Source organism: Paenibacillus sp. Root444D2, from assembly GCF_001426375.1.
In the GTDB taxonomy this organism is placed as follows: Bacteria; Bacillota; Bacilli; order Paenibacillales; family NBRC-103111; genus Paenibacillus_E.
On the sequence record NZ_LMEO01000030.1, the window covers coordinates 1 to 21067 of the forward strand.

General features: G+C 43.9%; 24 protein-coding genes and 3 pseudogenes. 6 read left to right on the top strand and 21 right to left on the bottom strand.

The features are described 5' to 3' along the window. The 4 genes from ASD40_RS17710 to ASD40_RS37875 form a co-directional block, all read left to right on the top strand. Positions 1 to 499 (top strand): nitroreductase family protein (locus ASD40_RS17710; RefSeq protein ID WP_057304519.1); only part of this gene is annotated, 499 nt, incomplete at its 5' end. A 532-nt stretch (positions 500 to 1031) separates the two neighbouring features. Next, positions 1032 to 1355, top strand: coding sequence for a DMT family transporter (locus tag ASD40_RS17715; RefSeq protein WP_057304520.1), 324 nt, complete (start codon positions 1032 to 1034; stop codon positions 1353 to 1355). Positions 1356 to 1444: 89 nt separating this feature from the next. Continuing rightward, positions 1445 to 1858, top strand: a 414-nt coding sequence (locus ASD40_RS38655; RefSeq protein WP_235549294.1) for a DMT family transporter, incomplete at its 3' end; no start/stop codon positions are given. A gap of 22 nt (positions 1859 to 1880) precedes the next feature. Further along, positions 1881 to 2051, top strand: a complete 171-nt coding sequence (locus ASD40_RS37875; protein WP_268795907.1) for a hypothetical protein — start codon at positions 1881 to 1883, stop codon at positions 2049 to 2051. 330 nt (positions 2052 to 2381) lie between these two features. Here ASD40_RS37875 and ASD40_RS17725 read toward each other — a convergent pair whose 3' ends face one another. From ASD40_RS17725 to ASD40_RS17780, 13 genes and pseudogenes are all read right to left on the bottom strand, one after another. After that, positions 2382 to 2669: a hypothetical protein gene (locus tag ASD40_RS17725; protein WP_162251264.1), complete on the bottom strand. Its 288-nt coding sequence runs from the start codon at positions 2667 to 2669 to the stop codon at positions 2382 to 2384. 356 nt (positions 2670 to 3025) lie between these two features. Then, positions 3026 to 3592: a CBO0543 family protein gene (locus ASD40_RS17730; RefSeq protein WP_057304523.1), complete on the bottom strand. Its 567-nt coding sequence runs from the start codon at positions 3590 to 3592 to the stop codon at positions 3026 to 3028. An 844-nt stretch (positions 3593 to 4436) separates the two neighbouring features. Beyond that, positions 4437 to 4934, bottom strand: coding sequence for a peptide-methionine (S)-S-oxide reductase (locus ASD40_RS17735; RefSeq protein ID WP_268795905.1), 498 nt, complete (start codon positions 4932 to 4934; stop codon positions 4437 to 4439). After that, positions 4834 to 5070 (bottom strand): peptide-methionine (S)-S-oxide reductase, encoded by a 237-nt coding sequence (locus ASD40_RS39100; RefSeq protein ID WP_268795906.1) that lies wholly within the window; start codon positions 5068 to 5070, stop codon positions 4834 to 4836. Before ASD40_RS39100 ends, ASD40_RS17735 begins: the two co-directional genes overlap by 101 nt. Before the next feature lie 1040 nt (positions 5071 to 6110). Then, positions 6111 to 6593, bottom strand: coding sequence for a thioredoxin family protein (locus ASD40_RS17740; protein ID WP_082562274.1), 483 nt, complete (start codon positions 6591 to 6593; stop codon positions 6111 to 6113). A 12-nt stretch (positions 6594 to 6605) separates the two neighbouring features. After that, positions 6606 to 6964, bottom strand: a pseudogene (locus tag ASD40_RS17745) (thioredoxin family protein); the annotation flags it as partial. 5 nt (positions 6965 to 6969) lie between these two features. Then, complete coding sequence (gene msrB / locus ASD40_RS17750) at positions 6970 to 7959, bottom strand: peptide-methionine (R)-S-oxide reductase MsrB (RefSeq protein WP_057304525.1); 990 nt, start codon at positions 7957 to 7959, stop codon at positions 6970 to 6972. 639 nt (positions 7960 to 8598) lie between these two features. Next, a complete protein-coding gene (gene trxA / locus ASD40_RS17755; protein ID WP_057304526.1) occupies positions 8599 to 8910 on the bottom strand; it encodes a thioredoxin in 312 nt (103 codons plus the stop codon). 49 nt (positions 8911 to 8959) lie between these two features. After that, positions 8960 to 9889, bottom strand: coding sequence for a thioredoxin-disulfide reductase (gene trxB, locus ASD40_RS17760; RefSeq protein ID WP_057304527.1), 930 nt, complete (start codon positions 9887 to 9889; stop codon positions 8960 to 8962). 974 nt (positions 9890 to 10863) lie between these two features. After that, positions 10864 to 11562 carry a Crp/Fnr family transcriptional regulator gene (locus tag ASD40_RS17765; RefSeq protein WP_057304528.1) on the bottom strand — a complete coding sequence of 233 codons (699 nt, stop codon included), beginning with the start codon at positions 11560 to 11562 and terminating at the stop codon, positions 10864 to 10866. After that, positions 11555 to 11797: a glutaredoxin family protein gene (locus ASD40_RS17770; protein ID WP_057304529.1), complete on the bottom strand. Its 243-nt coding sequence runs from the start codon at positions 11795 to 11797 to the stop codon at positions 11555 to 11557. The genes ASD40_RS17765 and ASD40_RS17770 overlap by 8 nt, the downstream gene beginning before the upstream one ends. 50 nt (positions 11798 to 11847) lie before the next feature. Then, positions 11848 to 12102: a hypothetical protein gene (locus ASD40_RS17775; protein WP_057304530.1), complete on the bottom strand. Its 255-nt coding sequence runs from the start codon at positions 12100 to 12102 to the stop codon at positions 11848 to 11850. A gap of 185 nt (positions 12103 to 12287) precedes the next feature. Beyond that, on the bottom strand, positions 12288 to 12641 hold the full coding sequence (locus ASD40_RS17780) for a DsrE family protein (protein WP_057304531.1): 354 nt from the start codon (positions 12639 to 12641) through the stop codon (positions 12288 to 12290). A gap of 244 nt (positions 12642 to 12885) precedes the next feature. On the opposite strand from ASD40_RS17780, the gene ASD40_RS17785 reads away from it, so the two are divergent. Beyond that, positions 12886 to 13350, top strand: coding sequence for a GNAT family N-acetyltransferase (locus ASD40_RS17785; protein WP_057304532.1), 465 nt, complete (start codon positions 12886 to 12888; stop codon positions 13348 to 13350). Positions 13351 to 13576: 226 nt separating this feature from the next. Here ASD40_RS17785 and ASD40_RS17790 read toward each other — a convergent pair whose 3' ends face one another. The 4 genes and pseudogenes from ASD40_RS17790 to ASD40_RS17805 form a co-directional block, all read right to left on the bottom strand. Beyond that, positions 13577 to 14215: an FMN-dependent NADH-azoreductase gene (locus ASD40_RS17790; RefSeq protein WP_057304533.1), complete on the bottom strand. Its 639-nt coding sequence runs from the start codon at positions 14213 to 14215 to the stop codon at positions 13577 to 13579. A gap of 301 nt (positions 14216 to 14516) precedes the next feature. After that, a partial coding sequence (locus ASD40_RS17795; protein WP_235549295.1) for a nitroreductase family protein occupies positions 14517 to 14791 on the bottom strand: 275 nt, incomplete at its 5' end. 1 nt (position 14792) lies between these two features. After that, positions 14793 to 15510: pseudogene (locus ASD40_RS36470) on the bottom strand (NAD(P)H-dependent oxidoreductase); the annotation flags it as partial. Positions 15511 to 15820: 310 nt separating this feature from the next. Beyond that, positions 15821 to 16471 (bottom strand): peroxiredoxin-like family protein, encoded by a 651-nt coding sequence (locus tag ASD40_RS17805; RefSeq protein WP_057304535.1) that lies wholly within the window; start codon positions 16469 to 16471, stop codon positions 15821 to 15823. A gap of 217 nt (positions 16472 to 16688) precedes the next feature. On the opposite strand from ASD40_RS17805, the pseudogene ASD40_RS39405 reads away from it, so the two are divergent. After that, a pseudogene (locus tag ASD40_RS39405) lies at positions 16689 to 16868 on the top strand (IS110 family transposase); the annotation flags it as partial. A 257-nt stretch (positions 16869 to 17125) separates the two neighbouring features. Here the strand turns inward: ASD40_RS39405 and ASD40_RS17810 are convergent. The 4 genes from ASD40_RS17810 to ASD40_RS38665 form a co-directional block, all read right to left on the bottom strand. After that, a complete protein-coding gene (locus tag ASD40_RS17810; protein WP_057304536.1) occupies positions 17126 to 17356 on the bottom strand; it encodes a hypothetical protein in 231 nt (76 codons plus the stop codon). Positions 17357 to 17381: 25 nt separating this feature from the next. Beyond that, complete coding sequence (locus ASD40_RS17815) at positions 17382 to 18596, bottom strand: MFS transporter (RefSeq protein ID WP_235549296.1); 1215 nt, start codon at positions 18594 to 18596, stop codon at positions 17382 to 17384. 831 nt (positions 18597 to 19427) lie between these two features. After that, positions 19428 to 20147 (bottom strand): DUF421 domain-containing protein, encoded by a 720-nt coding sequence (locus ASD40_RS17820; protein ID WP_057304537.1) that lies wholly within the window; start codon positions 20145 to 20147, stop codon positions 19428 to 19430. A 656-nt stretch (positions 20148 to 20803) separates the two neighbouring features. Next, on the bottom strand, positions 20804 to 21067 hold a 264-nt coding region (locus ASD40_RS38665; protein ID WP_235549297.1), incomplete at its 5' end, for a nitroreductase family protein.

The following is a 21067-nucleotide window of genomic DNA, read 5'->3' on the forward strand; positions in this document are numbered from 1 at the left end:
TATCCAAGAAATAATCGAGGAAACCGTTAAACATACACCATCGGCGTTTAACAATCAAACTACCCGCGTTGTTCTGCTCTTGGGTGAACAACATGACAAGTTATGGGATATTACGACCGAAGTTCTCAAAGCAGCCGTTCCTGCCGAACAATTTTCTTCTACTCAGGAAAAAATGAACGGATTTCGGAACGGATACGGTACAGTGCTTTTCTTTGAAGATCAGTCAATTATTGATAGTTTTATGGAACAATATCCATCTTACCAAGAACACTTCCCGATTTGGTCACAGCATACAAACGGAATGCACCAATTGGTGATCTGGATGGCACTGGAGGCTGAAGGGCTGGGTGTAAACCTACAGCATTACAATCCATTGATTGATGAACGGGTAAAAGCAGAATGGAAGTTGCCGGAAAGCTGGAAACTGATTGCCCAAATGCCGTTCGGTAAACCGTCTGCCGCAGCAGGTGAAAAGAAATTTAATTATAAAAGTTTTTAAATAAACTTAACCTTGAGGCTGTCTCAATGACAGTCTCTTTGTTTAATAACATGATATCCCATTTTATATAACTAAGGATATCCGCGCTAGCTTCGGCCAATTCCCGAAAATCGACATGATGAAGCTGTGAACGTCAATTCGTCAATAATCGTTATATTGAGTATACTGACACTCTTCACTTATAGTTCGAAGTAAATAGTGCAGAGTCATTGTTCGTTCGGGACTCCAGATACTGAGATAGTTGTAGCCTGAAGGCCTCTGGAACTGACCTTGAAGTTTTCCCTTTTCCCTAGGCGAACCCGAATCGTCCACTGTGATTACTGATAACAAAGTCATCTCGGGTGAGAGCTTCAACACAGAAACCCAAAAACCCCTTTTAAAGAATTCGATGGGCAATAGCTATAGCCCATTGATTCGTATACGTTCCACTTCTCGAAGTTCACGATTCCATTCGTTCTGATCTAGCGATTTTAGAGCTATTGTAGCTAAAGACAAGTTAATCTGCAAAACAAAAAAAGTGAAGGTGAAAAATATGGTGAAATATAAGGCATGGACATTTCTGATCGGCGCTAATCTGTTTTGGGCCGGTAATATCATTTTTGGAAAATTGATTGTAGCTGAATTACCTGCTGAATGGACAGTCTTTCTAAGGTGGGTCGTCGGACTGATTCTCCTTATTCCCATTGCCCAATTTATTGAGAAGCCTTCAGGGGATCAAATATGGAGGAATAACTGGGTGTTAATCATTTTGCTAGCTACTTTATCCATTGTGCTCTACACCTATCTCTCATATGCTTCATTGCAGTTCACATCTGCAACGAACAGCGCTCTATTACTACCCTTGCGCCTGGTTTGATTATGCTCTTTTCTTTGATTTTCCTGAGAGAAAAAGTAAGTGCCTTTCAGTTCATTGGATTAATCACCTCGTTTATTGGTGTTCTGATTGTGTTGACGAAAGGCAACCTGCTGCAGTTGTTTCATACTCAGTATAACGAGGGCGATGCGATCATGCTGTTGGCCGTTTTATGTTGGGCTGCTTATTCATTGCTTTTAAAGAAAGCAAAAGGCATTCCGCCTGTGACACTGGTTGCGATGATTGCGATGGTCGCTGCTATTCTGATGATTCCTTTTTTATTTTTCCAGCCGATTCACTCCGACAAAATCACTTCTTTGGGGATCATAGGGGTTATATACATGGGAGTGTTCCCGTCAGTCGGTTCGTTTATCTTTTGGAATCAAGGCGTTAAGATACTAGGCGCGAGCAAGGCCGGCATAACGATGAATCTGATTCCTGTCTTTACAGCAATTATTTCGGTTATCTTGGGGCATGCTTTGGAGATGTCGCAGATGCTCGGGGGANGCGAGCAAGGCCGGCATAACGATGAATCTGATTCCTGTCTTTACAGCAATTATTTCGGTTATCTTGGGGCATGCTTTGGAGATGTCGCAGATGCTCGGGGGACTCCTTACGATTGCCGGTATGTTATTGATCGCAATAAAACGGAAACAGGTATCACAGATTAGCGTCCCGTCAATCAACAGCGAGGCCTAAAGGAAACAATTTAAAATTCGTGACCGTCTTCAATTCCGGTTTGCAACAGTCTGGCATTAGGATTCTGCGATAGATCAAGGTGTTGGGAATGGATTGAACACTGATGAAAAGGCTTCCGATTTTACACTGAAAGATGATTCGGGAAAGTTGATTACTTTATCTGAAGAATTTGCCAAGGGTACTGTCATTCTTGATGCAATGGTTATAATTAATTCATGTACTTAAGGAGGACTAATTAACCAAACAAAATCGCAATCATATTTAGAAAAAACCAGCGCCAATTGTTGAACTAAAAATCCATCAATGTCTGAGAGTTCTAGAATCTAGACATTATGAAGCCCCTTGCAGTAGATGGTGTCCCTTGCAGCTTGGAACATTGAAAATCGACTCTTTTAGCATCTTCAAAATTTCGTTCATAAACTTGAAAACTTCTTCCGGCATATAATAGTTCTCAGGTTCTTCCCTTCCTTTAAAACGGAAGATGTAGTTTTTTCTCGGTGGACTAACGCTCTTATCAACTGTCACCACACAGCAGTCTTTATCATAACTGATCTGCAGCAGTTCATTCATTCTCGCACCAGAGGATGTAATGATATCTAGTGCGAATCTGGCGAACATACATGCCACGCAAATAGGCTCGATGTTAATCAAGAGCTTGTTCGCTAACCTTGCGGTTCGAGTGGTTTCAAATCCCTGAATTAATAAACCAGGATTTCGAGGCAAGAAAGGTGCATCTTGCCTCCATCTGCATAGCGGTTCGAGCCCGCTTTTGACCACCATGGAGATCGTGGTGAAAAGGATAACACGTCGGGTTGTGGACCCGAGTCGCAGGCCAAAAAGCAAGTTATTTTAAATTTTACTATAAATTCACATAAAATCTATGTCAGGAGCTTTTACATATTTCTCCATTTAAAAACTGAACACTCGTGGAAGTGCTATGCTCCATATAATATTTTTCGATAATATTGGTTTGTTCATATTCTAGTCTTGATTTTAAGTGGTTGTGTAGCAGTATTAATTTTAATCATCTCAGGTAAGTTGCTTCTATTATTTTTCTTGATATTAACTTCTGTTAATTGATTTTCAGGTAGAACTTGTTTGAGTAAACCTACAAGGCCCCTAACTGTAAACAATGTAATATTGCAGCACAGGAATGTGTGGAAAATAGTCCATGATTTCCAATTGAACAATTTCGTTTTCTTCTCAAGAATATATTGACCGAAAGCGAGAGGTACAGTAAAAATTAAACTTTTGATCACGAGTTCAAGTGGTTTACTTTGGTAAGACCATCTTACCCATACTACACTTAAAAGAGGAAAGAACATTAAATCATATAAAATATTTGTATCGAATATTTTTGGTAGCGGTCGGACGGGATATGATATTTTCCCTTTTTTTATGAAATAAGAATCAAGGGATGTTGATAACACACATTTTGAAAAGAAAACAACTAAATAAAGAAGTAAGTTCTTACGTTTCAAAATGAATGGAGCGGCAGACAACGAAATTACGAACAATGATTTCAATAGAAACTTTTCCATCGATAATAATCCCCTTTTAATTTAATATTCCTATTATAATATTCTTATAAAAAAGGATGTTTATTCGTGAATTAAGAAACTCAACTAATTATTTCTTCAGAGATGTTCTGTTTATTGCCAACATGTTAAGAATGGAATCGTATAGTCGACGGCACAAAAACAAATAAATACGAATGCTGTTGAATCAAATCCACCGCTGTGTCGACATTGTATTCCCTGAACTTAGACAGTTTATAAAACAAAGGTGCATTGGAACTCTTCGGCTGTTCCTTCTCCCCGCCGATGAAATTAGAACCTACCTATGTGATCGCGGGATGGAAAACGTCCATGAAAACGTACTAAACCTTAGGAGAGTGAGAGTAACATGACATAACATACATTTATTTGAATGTGCTTTTTATGTGTAAATTAAACAGATTGGGGTAATATATTATTGTGATGGCTTAACTAACCATCATTTCTTCCCTTTAGGGAAACAGCCAAAAGAAAGAGGCTACCTTTTAGGTAGGCTCTATCTTGACCTTAGTGGTACAAATCTCCGAATGCAATATGCACATTCGTTGATCTGCGATATGAGTAAATATTTGCATCATTATGGAAGTACAGAAACAAATCTTCAAGAATGCTGCTGTTCACCTTGTAATTGCACAAGGCGTCTATCGCTTCCATCTCATAATACGAATGATGTACCATGTAAAAGCTGAGCTGCTTGTCGTAAGCGATGCGGCTCCTAATTTAGATCCGTAACTCCGGTTAATGGGACGAGGGACATCAGGAACTGATCCCACCGCCTATGCGGAAGAGCATCAGAAATAATATCATTCTTAGAGATTATTTCTGATGCTTACCATTTTTTCCGCTTGATTAGATGGATTATTTCTTCCTGTTCCTTCCTGCTAATCTGCCAAGTCCGGATTTCGTCTATAATTTTCTCTATATTGGTATAACCTCTAGCCATGCCGTTTAAACGTGCAACCAAGGTTGAATTCGTTAGTTCGTCATCAGTTGGAAAGAAGGTTCGCAGTTTTTTTATTGCATCTGGATATCGTTTCAAGTAATATTTCTGATGTCTATCTTCCGCAGAGAAAAAACCGGTATACGGAGCAACCGCGGTTTCAAGTATTCCTTTTTGTTCTTCAATGGTTCTCAGGACCTCTAGGATTACACTATGCTGTAACGGATTACGAAACAATATCAAAGATCTATACTGTTGACCTTTATATTCGTTTATATTTACAGGATTATGGTTGCTCCAGAACACATCCAATATGGTTTCTAAACTCACGATACCAGAAATCGAAATCCATTTCGACCGTTTCGGTCTGGTCTCCGAGTTGTTCATAGGTCGGATTATATTTAGTTCCTCCTGCAAAGCCTACACACGTTCTGATAATGCCTGTAATTTGTCCGAATAAAGCGTCAGTGCTCCAGAAGCAACCCATACCTAATGTTAAGGTTTGGATGTTGCTATTACTCATCTCTGTCATCTCCTTATTTCAGTGTATCATTTTGCAGCTCATAAATATTTTCGGGTCGATTATTTGTAGCATTTCCTCCCGAATAATTAATTATCAATTTTAGAGGTTTGTTCATGAGAAGTGAACATTAATTGAAGCTCTTGCCTCAGGTGGAACTGTATACCGACCATCTGTTTAATGCGTGTAGTGAAACAGAAATTAATAAGAAATTTTGAGCAAGGATTAATTGTAGAAGTTGTTGTGTTATAAGTAATTTAATTTTATCGAAGCATCTGGTATTTAAAACAACATCTAAACAAATGACCGTGAAGTTTATTCACGGCCATTTGTTCCAAACTATTATTAACAACAGGAATTTGATACAGATTTTGTAGCATTTGAATTAGTATCACAGCCACAACCTTCATGCCCAACTGCCTTTGCATCTGCGTCAGCTAAGCAGCACGCGTTCGTTCCAGAAGGTGCAGGTCCTCCGCAACAGTTTTCTGCATTTGGTTCTTCTTCCGAGAAACTTCCATCTTTCTTCATTACCTTGGGGTTTTCCAATCATTAAGTAGCCGATATGCATTTGTGGCAATAGCCTTCTCCTGATCATTAAGTTTAGTATCAGTTTGTGATTCCTTCTTAGAACGATACACCAAGCGAATCACTTCACAGAAAAACTTCGAGTCAGAGGCCTACAGCATTAAAACCGACCTCCCCACCAAAGACATGAGCCTTCTCAAGCAGCAGATCAATGAAATCACTTCCAAGTATAGTAAGTTTATCCAATGCTGTCGTCTGGACAAATAAAGCTCCCCTTTCAGTAGCAGGTTTTTATTATTTCACCTGTTTACCTTAAGGGGAGCATATCAGTCTCGGCGATCTGCTCATGTTTATACCTAATGTTTGCATTAACACTAGGATGATCGCAAAAAGCCCCCGAAACATCAATGTATGGTGCTATGCCGATGATGCTCTTCAGGTTTGATGCGGACAACAATCAATAATTGTGAAATGACTGCTGTCCGGTCATCCCTGTTTCGAGATAGAGTGAAAATTCATGAAGGAAAGGTAGTAAACAGATCTCTTAATTCATGAAGCATAACTTCCTGATATTCGTTGCTAGCATGATAGAGCTCGCCGATCTCCCGATATGTTTGGTTCAATTTCTCCTTATAACCGGCTTCCTGTTTATCTGGATTGTTCTTTTTAAACCGATCCATCACGGCCTGAATATAGGCTGGACGCGCTCCCCATCTGCCTAGAACATCTCCGGTCCCATTCAAGAAAACCGCGATCGGCTGCGCTCGCCCGCCATCCGTGAGAAAGAGATCCATGGTTTCCATATGCTTTTCCATGAGCAACACTTCAGTCGAAATGCGGCTCTGCTCCATCACTCGAAATAGTATGGGGACGTTCCAGATGACGTCCGGGCACCAATCCGTGCATAGAATCAAACAGTGCAGGTTGGAGCGATTGTTTAAAGCGGTAAAGAATGCTTTAGGTACGTACTCACTCATCTTCATGCCTGTTGCCCCCATACGATCAGATCNAACACTTCAGTGGAAATGCTGCTTTGCTCCATCACTCGAAATAGTATGGGGACGTTCCAGATGACGTCCGGGCACCAATCCGTGCATAGAATCAAACAGTGCAGGTTGGAGCGATTGTTTAAAGCGGTAAAGAATGCTTTCTGGTCTTCTTGCTTCCATGTGAAATTCTCGTAAACGGAGATAAACTGCTCTTTGGTATTCGGGATATTACTGTTTTCTATCGCCCGAATCTGCATGTCATCCATGAACTGTTGAGGTGAAATCCCTTGACCAATTTTGTGTGTTAAGTTCAATCGTGATTCCATTTCTTCACGCACCCTTTTCATTATTTTTGGGATACTGCGGACTGCGGATCTCATAAAACTTAGTTCTTCAAAGAATCATTTTCAAACAAGTGAGGGTATTCCCCGTATCCTTCCTTCTTCAGATCCTCCTTCGGAATAAAGCGAAGCGCTGCCGAGTTGATGCAATAACGCAACCCACCTTTATCCTGTGGTCCATCGGCAAAGACATGGCCCAAATGGGAATTACCTTCCTGGCTCCTCACCTCGGTACGAATCATGCCATGGCTTTGATCCAGCTTTTCCGTCAAGTGAGAATCTCCGATCGATTTGGTAAAGCTGGGCCATCCACAGCCCGAATCAAATTTATCCAGCGAAATGAAGAGGGGCTCTCCCGAAACAACGTCCACATATATCCCTTCTTGTTTATGATCCCAATATTCGTTATTAAATGCCGGCTCTGTACCGTTATTTTGGGTCACTTCATATTGCATCGGCGTAAGCTTCTGCTTTAATTGATCCAGATCCTTCCTGAGCTTCCAATGCTGTTCAATAAATTGATCCCTGCCGGATCCACTGCGGTACATTTTATAGCGGAGCGTATTGGTTTTATGATAGTTCTGATGATAATCTTCTGCAGGATAGAACGATTGTGCCGGTAAAATATCCGTCACAATCGGTTTATTGAATCGGCCGCTCTCGGCAATTTTTCGCTTCGATGCTTCCGCCTTGTTCTTTTGTTCCTCATTATGGTAATAAATAGCTGTCCGGTAGGATTCGCCTCTGTCGTGAAATTGCCCGCCCGGATCGGTCGGGTCGATTTGTGGCCAATAAATGTCCAGCAGCTTGTCATAAGGAAAAACCTCCGGATCAAACGTAATTTGCACCGCTTCCCTATGTCCCGTAGTCTCGGAGCAAACCTCCTCATACGTAGGATTATCCTTGTGACCGCCTGTATAGCCGGAAACGACCTTGATGATGCCCGGCATTTCCTCAAACGGCGATACCATACACCAGAAGCACCCTCCAGCGAAAGTTGCCAATTCATTATGTTTATCGTTTATGCCGTTCATTTCAACACCCCATTCTTCAATATTCAAGATGACGAAGATTTAAGAAAAAACATGCTTCATTACAATGATCCACAGCCGGCCGGACAAATTAAACTTACTGAGTCTCTACCTAGGTAACTATTTATATAGTATCCTCAATTCCCCTGATTTTAGATCCTTCGCCTATCCGTTTTCCGGAAGCCCCGCTCCGATTATCGCCCCGGGAGCCATAATCGTAAAACATCCGCATAGCCGGCTGTGATTACGACGTTCTGATTTATTATATAAGTTGCCATAGAAGGCAGCTCAAACGAATCGTCACTATTAAATTCTTCAAGTATCATACCCACGTTACGAAGAAATTCATGCATGTAATCTGGCAACTTATATTATTAAAGTGCTCTGCCTTTTTATTACCAGGATCACTCAAGACATGAAAGCATAATTCATGTTTTTCTTTCATGGAAAGAGAATGATCGGGAGTTTACGGACTAATCAAACTGGCGCCAAATGCTCGAATATCTCCCATGATACGTTCATATGCCCTTAACCGCATGTTACAATACGGGTACCATTCATCATGATAAAAAATAAGAATGAGCGGGCCTTTAGTTAACTCTTCGGACAAAGTAATAGGTTCACCTAAAGGATTGTTTAGACTCAGGCCTGCTCGATAGCCGCCTTCAATCGATCTTTCGGTTGCACCCCGACGAGTTGGTTCACGACTTGCCCGTCTTTGAATATTAACAGGGTGGGGATACTCATGACGTTGTATTTGGCCGCGGATTCCGGATTATCGTCCACATTGATTTTTACGATTTTGGCTTTATCGCCGATCTCGGCGGACAGTTCGTCCAGTACCGGAGCGATCATTTTACAAGGTCCGCACCAAGGCGCCCAGAAATCGACGAGCACAGTGCCCGCTGCGGTCTCATTTTGGAAAGTAGCATCTGTTATCGGTTGAACTGACATGGCATATGCCTCCCTTAGGAATGATTGGTTGATTCGTTATGCGAAAATATTAAGCGTGCTGCTCGGACAAGAACCGTTCCGCATCCAGCGCGGCCATACAGCCGCTGCCTGCCGACGTAATGGCTTGGCGGTAAATGCGGTCCTGCACGTCGCCGCAGGCGAAAACGCCAGGTATGGCGGTTTGGGATGTGCCCGGAATGACTTGCAGGTAACCGAGCTCATCGGTTGGCAGCTGCCCGCCCAAGAAACCCGTATTCGGCGTGTGGCCGATCGCCAGGAAAATCCCGTCGGCTTCCAGCAGCTCCTCCTCGCCCGTTTCGTTGTTACGCACTTTCAGTCCGCTTACGCCCATCGGCCCCGTCGTTACTTCGAGCGGTGTCCGGTTCAGGCTCCAAGCGATCTTCTCATTGCCGCGCGCGTGATCCTGCATGATCTTCGAAGCCTTCAGTTCATTGCGGCGATGCACGACCCGAACTTCGGACGCGAACCGGGTCAGGAATTGCGCCTCCTCCATCGCGGTATCTCCGCCGCCAATCACGATGATTCTCTTGTTGCGGAAGAAGAAGCCGTCGCAGGTCGCACAGGTACTGACACCTCTGCCGATATTCTCGGTTTCGCCGGGGATGCCCAGCTTCTTGGCCGATGCCCCTGTCGAAATACTCAACGAATCAGCCGTCAATTGACCGCCGTCCTCCAAGAACAGCGTGAACGGCCGCTTGGACATGTCCACTTCCATCACCCGTCCCGGCTGAATCGTAGCGCCGAAGCGCAGCGCTTGCTTGCGCATGTTATCCATCAGCTCGGGACCCATAATCCCGTCCGGGAACCCCGGGAAGTTATCGACCTCGGTTGTTGTCGTCAATTGGCCGCCGGGTTGAATTCCTTCAATAACAAGTGGAGCAACATTCGCTCTTGCCAGATAGATCGCCGCCGTTAGACCAGCCGGACCTGTACCGATAATAATCGCTTTATAATGCATAGGAAGGCCTCCTCTTCTGTTTTTAATACAAATTTCGATCATTCCTATATTAAATTACCACTCAATTCTTTTATTATCTGTAAACCAGATTACAATTGGCCAACACAATTGCGGCTATTCAAAACTTACTGTCAAATATCCACTCATTGAAAACGCTTCGTTGACGAGTCGTGTTCATTATGTCAGAAACGCCTTAACTAGCGGTTCAAAAAATGTAATGGATATTGAAGTGATTGTAAACTCGTTTGTATCATGAAGAAGTTTTAGCTGTTACGCTTGGTTTGTCGCACTCTCAGTCTCCGATCGGTACTTTCGTCGATGCACTTCATACGCATGGATTTCGACGTACGCAGGCCTCCTAGCAACGCGGGGCTTGACCCCTCCCGCGACCGACTTTCACCGGCTAAAGATGCGTGCCTTGTGGCATGCAGAAAATGAGCCTTGAGGGCTCTCACTCTCAGCCGAATAGTTAATTTGGCCGTTTAGTGTATCTGTGTTTGTATGGGTAATACGTCTTGAAAATGAAAGATAAGTATTAGAGAGTCCAACTTCCGAATTCATTTTGATTTTGCCTGTCACAAACTAATTCTGTTGTGGGCAAACTCCAGGCGATGAGCGATGTCGGGCTGAATTATATCACACTCGGTCAACCGCTCAGCACGCTCTTGGGCAGGGAATGCCAGCGCATCAAGCTGGCAAGCGAGCTGCATAAGAAGGCAGCACCTACGTGATGAAAGAGCCGACGACCGGCTTGTGTAAATTTAAAATCAGATGATTAGGATGATTGGGCAAATGCTGTTCACACATGCCATATTCCACAAGTCAACCAGGGCAACTCCAATTCTTCACTTCATAAATGTGAAACTGAAAGATGAACGTTTAAAGCTGATTCCGTATACGGTACACCAGGACTTTTTGTCCTGAATTCCATGGGATTGAGGCCGTTTCGTTTTGCATGTAATCGCTCGTTATTGTTAAAACTCAGCATGATTCAAGTATGCTCTGAATTTTTGCGAATGAACCGAGATCTGCATTCGACCGGTTCGGAGGATGTCTTTTTGGGACAAGTCCTTCAAAATCGTGGTCACCGATTCGCGCGTTACGCCGATCATATTGGCAATTTCTTGGTGGGTCAAAGGAAAATCGATTTTGACGAAGCCGTCCTTTTCCGTGCCGAACTGCTCGGATAATTTAAGCAGCAAATGCAGCACGCGATCTTCGATATTACCGATGGCCAGCTTTTCAAGTAGCTCCTCTTTCTCCTTCAGCTGGTTGCTTAAAACCTTCAGAAATCGCATGGCCAGCTCCGGTCTTTTCAGGAGGAACTTTTCGAAATGCTCGCGCAGAACGGAGCAGATCAAGGTCTCTTCGATCGTTTCGATGTACATGTCGTGCGTTCCGAACGATAAGGAGTCGATTTCGCCGAACATATTGCCGCTCCCCAGGATCGCAGCCGTAAACTGCTTGCCTTCGGCGTTCACTTTGTACATCCGGAGCGTGCCTGTTTTTACGAAAAACAAGCCGTCGCGATGATGTTCAGGAGTCTGGATTAGCGTGCCTTTGGGAACTGCATTAAAATGGGTTACCGGAGCCATCATATCGATCTCCTTAAAATCCTCCGGAGAGAGAGTGTCAAAAATGCTGATTCTCGATAAATACCAAAGCTTATCCATGCGGTTTCAATGCCTCCTTCAATTTCTGGCGGTCAAACGAATGATATACGTGCGTACCGGCTACGATGAACGGCGTCGCGATACCGCCGAGACGAAGCATTTCGGCGAAAGCCTCCTTGGCGGTTCCGACGTCCTTGTATTGGTAAGGAATTCCTTCCTGTTGAAAGAACTTTATGGCTTCGGCGCATGCGGCGCAATGATCGGCTCCATACAATACGACATTCTTTATTTCCATCTCCCCCTTGCTCCCGCTGAAGTCATAAGAACCGGCCAGTTACGGCCGGGTTATTGAATAAGCCGATTGATTTGTTTGAAAAAAACATGGGATAATTTCCTTCCGAATACCCAGTGATATTGTAAAATCCCTTTACCGCCTGCCAATATCATGATCGCAAGCGGTTCGATTTCCGCTGTAGAGTCGATGCCGCCTTCTTCCTGAATCGCTTTAAGAATTTGGATCAGGATAAAAAGTTCCTTTTCGCTCACTTCTTTTACTTTGTGCTGCAGCGCCTCAGGCATCGATTCGAAATCCGCTTGCATTTTGATTTTTTCTGCTCTCCATGACTGTATTCTAACTATTTACTTAGTAAGGAGTAAATTTTAAACAACTCCTGCGGTATGATGGCCGAAACGGGAGAGAGTCAAGCGAAAGCGAAAACGGGCTGATCAAGGTGTCTTGACCAGCCCATCTCCTGTTGTCAAACGGTGTTTACTCCGCTTCGAAATTAAAGGGTGATGATTTGGTAATCGTCCGCAATCAATTTCGAAATGCTGAGGTGTCCTTCCACATCCGCGAATGTCGGGAGGCCGGCGGATTTGGCATCCTCGGTCACTCCGAATACGTTCGCGCAGAAATTGCAAACTCCGGCGATGAGGCCTAGCCCTTTAGCAGCTTTGTAAAGAGGATTGAACATGTGGGATGGATCCTCCAGCGTTTTGACCCAGGTCGTACCTTGGCCGTCGAAATAAATTTTGACATCGAAGTTAGCCTCGTGCAGCTCTTGGCCATACAGCAGGGCATGAGACACTCTTCCCCCTTCATTCTCCGTGGCATGTACGATAATAGCTACTTTTTTCATGCTTGAACACTCCTTATTGTTGTGATGTATGTTTCATGAGCTTATCTTAACCGAATGAGACGAATCCTTCTGCGAAATATTTCACATTACGAGTGTTATTTTTCGAGTTGTGCCTTATTTATTGATGCAGACTCGTGCGCTGGATTCAAGATATTAGTATTTTATATATTATCCCAATAAGCTAAAATAAATTTATAAATACTACCCTTTGCTACTCTTACTATAATTGAAAGGATGAGCCAAAATGGCAGGAATATCGAACAAACAAATCTCGATTGACATTGTACCACTGAGAGCAGAGGATCGTAACAGCTGGAACATCATGGCTCGAGGTTATAAAACCTTTTACGAGACTGATCTCCACGACTCAATATATGATGAGGTGTGGCACCGTTTGTTGAATGCTGATGATATATACGGTTTTGGCGCGCACTTACAAGGAAATTTAGTCGGTATAGCCCACTACCAGTTCCATCGCACTATCTGGATGGAAGATGCCTGCTATCTGCAAGATCTATTCGTCGACGAGGCTTCCCGTGGGCATGGGGTGGCTCGGGCACTCATTGAACGGGTAGCGCAATCGGCGCGAGAAAATAACGCTTCTCGATTCTACTGGCATACTCGTCAAGACAATACCACAGCTCGTTTGCTCTATGACAAGGTTGCCAATTACAAGGGTTTCATTCGCTATGATTATCCGCTTGAGTAAAACCACTACTTTGCAATCTCAGTTGTCGTCAATTATCCATGAACAAGCCAAGCACCATGACGAGCATCCGGACTGGATCATCTAATGGCAGCGAGACCGGCTCCGTCGTGCAAAGCAGGGGCATTTACCATTTCCCGTTCGAAAAATCCCTTCTGGTCGACGACGACGAGCAGTGCTCCGCACTCGGAAACAGCGCCACGAGCTGGGGGCGAAATCGACATCGTGATTAAAAAGTCATCGCATGCTTTTCTGCATCCGATATACCTTTGCGAATAATTTCATCTGCTCGCTCTCGGTCAAAATCATGTCCTTCTACATATAATACTTCTACATTATCTATACCTATGATGTTAAGCACTTGTTTTAAATACGGGTGACTATGATCCATTTTCGTCAAAGGTCCTTGCGAGTAAATACCGCCGCTAACTTGAATATGAATGGCTTTTTTACCTATTAAATGTCCGACAGGACCATTTTCGGTGTAATGAAATGTTTTTCCGGCCACCACAATGGAATCGATAAATTCTTTTAATCGTGGTGGAATACTCCAGTTCCACATAGGAGATACAAATACGTATTTATCAGCGCTCGTTACTCGATCTATAAATTGATTTAAAGCATTGATTTTTTGCTGTTCGACTTGACTCAACTCTGAAAATGGCATTCCCCCTCGACGCATTTTCTCCCAGCTGTTAAGGATATCGCGATCCACGATTGGAAATTTCTCTTCATATAAATTGATTTCCTGAATCTCATCATTTGCATGAGTTTCGCAATAAGCTTTAAGAAAAGCTTGTCCTACTCGATGACCAACTGAGTTTTCAATTGATTTTGGATTAGCAGTAATGTATAGAACTTGTGCCATGTTAAATCAAACGCTCCCTGTTCTTAAAATGATGAAATACCAAACAAATGACATTTTCTTTCTTTTATCGTTGTTATATTTTGCAGTCAATCTTAAAGCAGCTTCTTCAGCTTCTTTATTGTGTCAGGTCTTTTTGTCGCCATGGGTAGAATTGGGATGACTCCATTGTTACAGTCCCCCAAAGAATCCTACCCGTTAACACCATAAAAAAGGAGTTGCCGCACCCGCAGCAACCCATTCTTAAACTCGAGCACCTGTTAGCGAAACATGCCCCCTGATGCTGAGAAATATCATCTTAAGTTTATCGCCACTCAACAATCTCATCGAGATGTTGTCTTGTTTGTGGACGTTTGGGATCCTCTTGACGATATCCGAAAGCGACCATACAGGCTACACCGAAATCGTCGCCGTTAATGATACCCTCATTTTGTAAAATAGCGGTCACCTGCTTTTTATCAAAACCTTCGATCGGACAGGAATCAATACCGATTTGAGCCGCGGCTGTCATCATGTTTCCCAATGCTATATAGGTTTGTCTGATTGACCATTCAAAAATGAGACGGTCATTATCTTCGANATTTCGTCGGAACGAATAGAAGAACAAACCCTTCGATCGGACAGGAATCAATACCGATTTGAGCCGCGGCTGTCATCATGTTTCCCAATGCTATATAGGTTTGTCTGATTGACCATTCAAAAATGAGACGGTCATTATCTTCRAGTTCTGTTTCGACGAARAATTTGTAGAAATCGTACCAATCTTGCACAACTTCTTCAGGCATATGATGAATGTCTTTCCACATTTTGTTTACGTGAACCGAGTCAGGCCGTAAGCCTTCTTCTCTTCTGGCCAATATAACTACAAAATGGCTGGCAGTGGGCAGTTGTCCCGTGGCACCGCCAGATACAGGTTTCAATTTGTAGAAATCGTACCAATCTTGCACAACTTCTTCAGGCATATGATGAATGTCTTTCCACATTTTGTTCACGTGAACCGAGTCAGGCCGTAAGCCTTCTTCTCTTCTGGCCAATATAACTACAAAATGGCTGGCAGTGGGCAGTTGTCCCGTGGCACCGCCAGATACAGGTTTCAATTTTTCGCGAAGAGCTGCATTCTGGATCACGACAAACTTCCACGGCTCGAAGCCAAATGAACTTGGAGACAATCTTCCWGTCTCCAAAATAAAGTGAAAATCTTCATCCGAAATCTTTTTGTTGGTATCAAATGCCTTGCAAGCACGTCTSAACTGGTAAGCTTTTAAAATTTCTTGTTTTTTACTCTCCGTTACTATCATGTGGAATCAACCTTCCTTCTATTTTACTCTCTTTGATAACCGTTCTTGTAATCACAACCACTTTGAGGATTGATGTCAATTAAAGCTATACTAAAGTAGCAATAGGTAAGCATTTGATGTGATCTCCAGCTTTTCCTTCTCCGTACGGAGCCAGCCATATAAGCTTCTCCCGTATCACTAGCATACATGGTTATGTCAGGTCTTATCCTACGGCAAGATAATTATACATGTGATAATAAAGCCTCGCTTCTTCAGACTTGTTCTACCCATAATCGATTATTCTGCTCACATATGAATGATGCAAAAATCGTTACAGCTTTTTTAGCTCTCGCAAAATTTCCTCCGGGCTTTGACGCTGCATAAAATTCGGATTGACATAAGCGGAGCGGATAATGGCGCTCTCATCGATCATGAAAGTAGCAGGAACCGGCAAAATCCATTTCGAGGTATTGTTGTACTCCGCAAGATCAAGTCCGATACCTTCCGTGACTTCCCTTACTCCCGGCGGAACTTCGAAGAGCAGATTGTACTTGGCCGTTACCAAGCCGTTCGGATCGCTAAGGACTTGAAATTCCAATTTTTCCTTTTCCTGAAGGGACAACGAATGATCCGGCTTTTGCGGGCTAATCGCTATAAGCTGCGCTCCTACCGCCTGGATTTCCGGTAATATCTGCTGGTAAGCCTTTAATTGCATATTGCAAAAAGGACACCATCCGCCGCGATAGAAGACCAGCACAACCGGTCCTTTCGCGAGCTCTTCAAATAAAATTACATCCCGGCCTAGCGCGTTTGTTAATTTAAAGTCCACCGCCTTTTCGCCTGGTTGCTTCCCGGAAGCGATCCCCGATTTCTGAAGTTCCTCAATCATTTGACCGATCTTGATCTGCGCTTCAATCGGCGCATTTGCCTTAAACTGCTGTGTGGCCACTTCCAGCTGTTCGGTTAAATTTTGGTTGCTCATCGTTCTGAAACCTCCAATGTCGATTGATAGCTTGATTATAATTCTAAATTAAAGCGGAGTTCTGTGAAGTAGATTACAGTTCTCCATATATTTTCAAATACGAACATTTGACCGATCTAGATCTGCGATTTAATCGGTGAATTGGGCTTAAACTGGTGTGTGGCCGCTTTCAGCTGTTTGGTTAAATTTTGGTTGCGCCGTTGTTTGGTGCCTGAAAGTCAACTTTCGCGGTATCGTGATCGGTAATCCCTTATCCTATTCAAACGATGAAGATGGCTTTCACAACCTTCAGCAATGGATCCAGCGGTTACAGAGCACCCATAACTTAACCGCAGCGATTGTGGGAATGGAACCGACCGGACACTACTGGCTCAATGTTTCAAGGTGGCTTTCAGAACGTTTATAGGGAAAATCCTCCAGTGACCGGTGCTGTTTTTCCAGATAAGGCTAAATAACTCATTTTCGAGCATCTCCCTTAATACAAATTTCGTTCATTCCTATTTTATTTTACGACCCAATTCTTTTATTATCTGTAAACCAGATTACAATTGGCTGCGCAAACCGGGAAGATCGGCTGAATCCAAATTGTATCTGTTGCTCTACCGGAGCGGCCGAGGCGTATAGCCGGCTGTACTCTATGGGGAGGATTCTCCGTCAACCCCTCCCCTTATTGACGACGGCGATCTGCAGCACGCCGAGGCGCTGTGTCGCGTTATGGTAACCGGTCATCCAGATCACGGTAAACAGGAACGGGACAAAAAGAGCAAGCGCCAGCACGATCCTCGTCGGTGTGAAACTCAGCAAATGTTGAATAACTTGTTTCAAGTCCGATCTCCCATTCAAGGTGTTGATCCGGCCGTTCGAATGGCCTTTTCCCATCGGCATGGCAATTAAACCGCCCCCTCATCCGTCAGGATTGCAAGGCCTGCGAACCCGCCTTGGATGAAGGACTTTCCGCCTGAGCTTGCGTTCCGTTTCTGGCGGCATAGTACCGGGCAAACCTTACGGAATAACACAACATGTAGAGAACCACCAGGGAAGCGAGAACATTCAGGACGATCAGAGACACGTACAAGTCAAATAAGTAGCTTAGGAGACCGACTCCCACGATGGGAACAATAAATCCGATGTAACCCGCAAAGTAGAAAGTCGTGATCACCTTCGGCCGCTCCGATGCATTCGGAAGCTCGCCGGCCAGTCGCAGGCTGATCTGGAACGTCCAACCGCTGCCCAGCGCCTGAACGAGCACCCCGATCCACATTAGGCTTATGCTTTCCGACGTCCCAGAGAGAACGACAAGCCAGGCTCCGCAAGCCAATAAAGCGATACCGATCCGAAGGCGTACGACCGGCTGTTTGAACCAAGGTAGCATTTGCATCATCGTGCCGCCTCCCATAAGCAGCAGAATCAGGAGACCGGACACGGCAAGGTTGGAAGTGTGAATCACGTTTTTTACGAACGAAGGAATCAAGGAGAGAACGGTTCCGTTCAAGGTAAACAGCGTGAAAACGGGCAGTGCACTGAACGACCAGAAATGAGGCTTAATGTCAGTAGACACCCCAAGCGAGATCGATGCTGACGCCGCTCGACGGCGTTCCTTCCGGGCTTGAAAATCCTCGTCCTGCAACGTTTCCAGGCCGACCCAAGCGCTCAGCAACAGAACGGTCAAAAGCCAAAACGGCGCGCGCAGCGGCATCAGATGCAGATACTGGATGATCAAACCGGCCAAGGCAGGTCCTAGACCGAAACCAAATGAAACGGCCATACCCGATAACAGAATCGTTTTGCCCGCTTTCTCTTCGGACGTTTGCTTCAGCAAAAACCCGACTGCGGTGCCCGTAAAGCTTCCATAAGCGATTCCTTCCAGTATTCTCGCCCCGTAAACGAGCCAGGCCTGCTGGCTTGCCATAAAGAGAAGGGTGGCCAGGATCGACAACAGGATGCTGATGCGAAGAACCCGCTTCAGCCCCCAACCGCTTCCTCTGGAGCCGACAATGAGCAAAGAGGGCAATAGGAAGACCGCATACACAGCGAATAAAATGGTGATTTGCAGACTGCTTAATCGGTACTGCTCCTGAAATAGCGGAAATAAAGGCGACGTAAAGGAAGTTCCGGTGGACATCATGAGGATGACCCATAACATTTTTTTCATAGAGAACGACCTCCCTTTTATTGGATGATGATTTTATTGCTCTCTTTTTACTGAGGACCGGATGGCATTCGCCGTACCGGTCCTCTATCCTTACTTTGCCCAATAAGGGGCAATCTCTCCGGAGTAAATCACGGCCATTACGCTGTCGATAACCGCCTGCGTCTGCCTCAAAAACTGCTGTGTGGCCGCTTCCAGCTGTTCGGTTAAATTTTAGTTGCTCATCGTTCTGAAACCTCCAATATCGAATGATAGCTTGATTATAATTATAAAAAAATTGGAGTTATGTAATGTAGTTTACAATTCTCCATTTTATATTTTTAGAAGTTGTGTAAAACGGTAGATAAAGTAGATTACTGACAATATTTCGACCCGTTGACTCGTCTAATTTCCAACTGTCATTATGATATCGCTACGATCAAATCTGCTTTAATCCCCAAGACGCCAAAATCGCCGTGGAAGCGTTTGGCGACCGCGTTAAGCGATATATTTTAACCTCGAGCATTCCTCGAAACTCTACACATTGATATGCAAAGACCACCGGATTTCCGGTGGTCTTTGCTTTTACTTTAAGGACATATGTTGTAAATTGCCATTATGTACGTATGTATTATTTACGCTGGCAGTAACATCTAATTTTTAAATTGCTGATTGTCGGAGGACAAGAACATATATCGATAAAAGACAAGAACTTATATCCTTTCGGGCCCCTATCCTAAAAAAACTTCACCCTCCAAGTTGTTAGAATGTGTCTAACAACTTGGAGGGTGTGGGTGTGGCCCTACGTTTTTATCGTAAGGCCGACTTTTATTGAATATAAATATTACCACTCTCAATGCCGGCCCTATCTCTAATCGAAACGTACAATGCTCCTTGGCCGTCGACTCCTGCATAGAACACTTCCTCGATGCTCTGAATTCCTTGCTCACGGAGCTTCTTTTGAAGCCACTTATCGTCATATCCGGCATGGCGGAGGTTTTCAGTAATGATGTTACCGTCCTTGATCACATCATTCATCATCCCCTTCTCCGGAGGCTTACGATTCAGATCGCCAAGAGTGAGTGGCATCTTGTCGGATTTAGGCAGGACGGATAGCTGTCCATCGGTCTCAAGTATGGCACAGTAGACATCGCCTGGATGAAATACATTTTTTTGGCGAAGAATTGTTAGCAGCTCATCAAGGGTCAACCTTGCTTTGCGTAGCTGTTGGGAATCGATTTGCCCCTTGTATATGACCATTTTGGGCTTGGAATTTACGAAACTACGGAAACCAGGGGACTTCTGGATGAAGTAATCCAGCGTTAAGGTAAGAACGGTGAAAATGCCGAGTGCGACGGCAGCCTTTTTCCACTCATTCGTTGGAATCGCTACTAGGGTAGTCAGTGCGCCAATGGTAATGGCCGAAGCGAAATCAAAGAAATTGAACTGCGATAATACCTTGCGACCAAGGATTCGGCAAATCAGATGCAGATAAAGATAAGCCCCAACCGCCGATACGGCCGTCCACCACCATTCGATGTTCCTCACCTCTTTGATATTTGCTTGTTATGTCCAGCAATTATTGTAATCTGAATGTTCCAGATTATTCGTGTAGGTCAGCGATCAGCTTCTTAACCTCATCGTGTTTTTCGGGGCAATTGGAGCTTTCACCCCTTTTGTAATTTACCCACTTGGATAGAAATGTATGTAACAGAAAACAGTGTTCAGTTACGTTCTACTGCCCGTCCCTCGGTTTTAACGGTCTATCTGACATATACCACTAATTCGCATGATTTCGTCGCGTCTGAGCCCTTATCGGGCATTAACTCGGTCCTCCGTGGCTATGAATATTTCAGGATCAACTTTGATTTCCCTCACTAAAACAAACCCAGCCAGCTTCCCGGATACCATAACAAAGAAGGGATGTCGCCCTTCTACTGTCCAGTAGTGGACTAAATATTTATAATCGGAAAGAACATGTTCATTAACATCATTATCACGCTCTTCCTTATTATTTTCTGTTCAAATGAAACCCTAAGAAGTTCTACATTTCCGCCTCCGTTTCATTCTTGTACTAAAATGTTTTTTCATCATAGTTAGCACCATAAAAAGGGAGTTGCCGCACCCGCAGCAACCCCCATTCTTAAACTCAAGTACCTGTTAGTGAAACATGTCCCCTGATGCTGAGAAATATCATCTTAAGTTTATCGCCACTCAACAATCTCATCGAGATGTTGTCTTGTTTGTGGACGTTTAGGATCCTTTTGGCGATATCCGAAAGCGACCATACAGGCTACACCGAAATCGTCGCCGTTAATGATACCCTCATTTTGTAAAATAACGGTCACCTGCTTTTTATCAAAACCTTCTATCGGACAGGAATCAATACCGATTTGAGCCGCGGCTGTCATCATGTTTCCCAATGCTATATAGGTTTGTCTGATTGACCATTCAAAAATGAGACGGTC

Excerpts from the sequence above, each read along its gene's own strand:
- trxA (WP_057304526.1), bottom strand. The coding sequence starts at position 8,910 with ATGTCAGTTCAACCGATAACAGATGCTACTTTCCAAAATGAGACCGCA.
- ASD40_RS17785 (WP_057304532.1), top strand. The coding sequence starts at position 12,886 with ATGGCAGGAATATCGAACAAACAAATCTCGATTGACATTGTACCACTG.
- ASD40_RS17725 (WP_162251264.1), bottom strand. The coding sequence starts at position 2,669 with ATGTTCGCCAGATTCGCACTAGATATCATTACATCCTCTGGTGCGAGA.
- ASD40_RS17790 (WP_057304533.1), bottom strand. The coding sequence starts at position 14,215 with ATGGCACAAGTTCTATACATTACTGCTAATCCAAAATCAATTGAAAAC.
- ASD40_RS17715 (WP_057304520.1), top strand. The coding sequence starts at position 1,032 with ATGGTGAAATATAAGGCATGGACATTTCTGATCGGCGCTAATCTGTTT.
- ASD40_RS37875 (WP_268795907.1), top strand. The coding sequence starts at position 1,881 with ATGAATCTGATTCCTGTCTTTACAGCAATTATTTCGGTTATCTTGGGG.
- ASD40_RS17765 (WP_057304528.1), bottom strand. The coding sequence starts at position 11,562 with ATGGATAAGCTTTGGTATTTATCGAGAATCAGCATTTTTGACACTCTC.
- ASD40_RS17735 (WP_268795905.1), bottom strand. The coding sequence starts at position 4,934 with ATGAACAACTCGGAGACCAGACCGAAACGGTCGAAATGGATTTCGATT.
- ASD40_RS17805 (WP_057304535.1), bottom strand. The coding sequence starts at position 16,471 with ATGAGCAACCAAAATTTAACCGAACAGCTGGAAGTGGCCACACAGCAG.
- ASD40_RS17775 (WP_057304530.1), bottom strand. The coding sequence starts at position 12,102 with ATGCAAGCGGATTTCGAATCGATGCCTGAGGCGCTGCAGCACAAAGTA.
- ASD40_RS17770 (WP_057304529.1), bottom strand. The coding sequence starts at position 11,797 with ATGGAAATAAAGAATGTCGTATTGTATGGAGCCGATCATTGCGCCGCA.
- ASD40_RS39100 (WP_268795906.1), bottom strand. The coding sequence starts at position 5,070 with ATGAGTAATAGCAACATCCAAACCTTAACATTAGGTATGGGTTGCTTC.
- ASD40_RS17780 (WP_057304531.1), bottom strand. The coding sequence starts at position 12,641 with ATGAAAAAAGTAGCTATTATCGTACATGCCACGGAGAATGAAGGGGGA.
- trxB (WP_057304527.1), bottom strand. The coding sequence starts at position 9,889 with ATGCATTATAAAGCGATTATTATCGGTACAGGTCCGGCTGGTCTAACG.
- msrB (WP_057304525.1), bottom strand. The coding sequence starts at position 7,959 with ATGAACGGCATAAACGATAAACATAATGAATTGGCAACTTTCGCTGGA.
- ASD40_RS17740 (WP_082562274.1), bottom strand. The coding sequence starts at position 6,593 with ATGGGGGCAACAGGCATGAAGATGAGTGAGTACGTACCTAAAGCATTC.
- ASD40_RS17730 (WP_057304523.1), bottom strand. The coding sequence starts at position 3,592 with ATGGAAAAGTTTCTATTGAAATCATTGTTCGTAATTTCGTTGTCTGCC.
- ASD40_RS17810 (WP_057304536.1), bottom strand. The coding sequence starts at position 17,356 with ATGCCGATGGGAAAAGGCCATTCGAACGGCCGGATCAACACCTTGAAT.
- ASD40_RS17815 (WP_235549296.1), bottom strand. The coding sequence starts at position 18,596 with ATGATGTCCACCGGAACTTCCTTTACGTCGCCTTTATTTCCGCTATTT.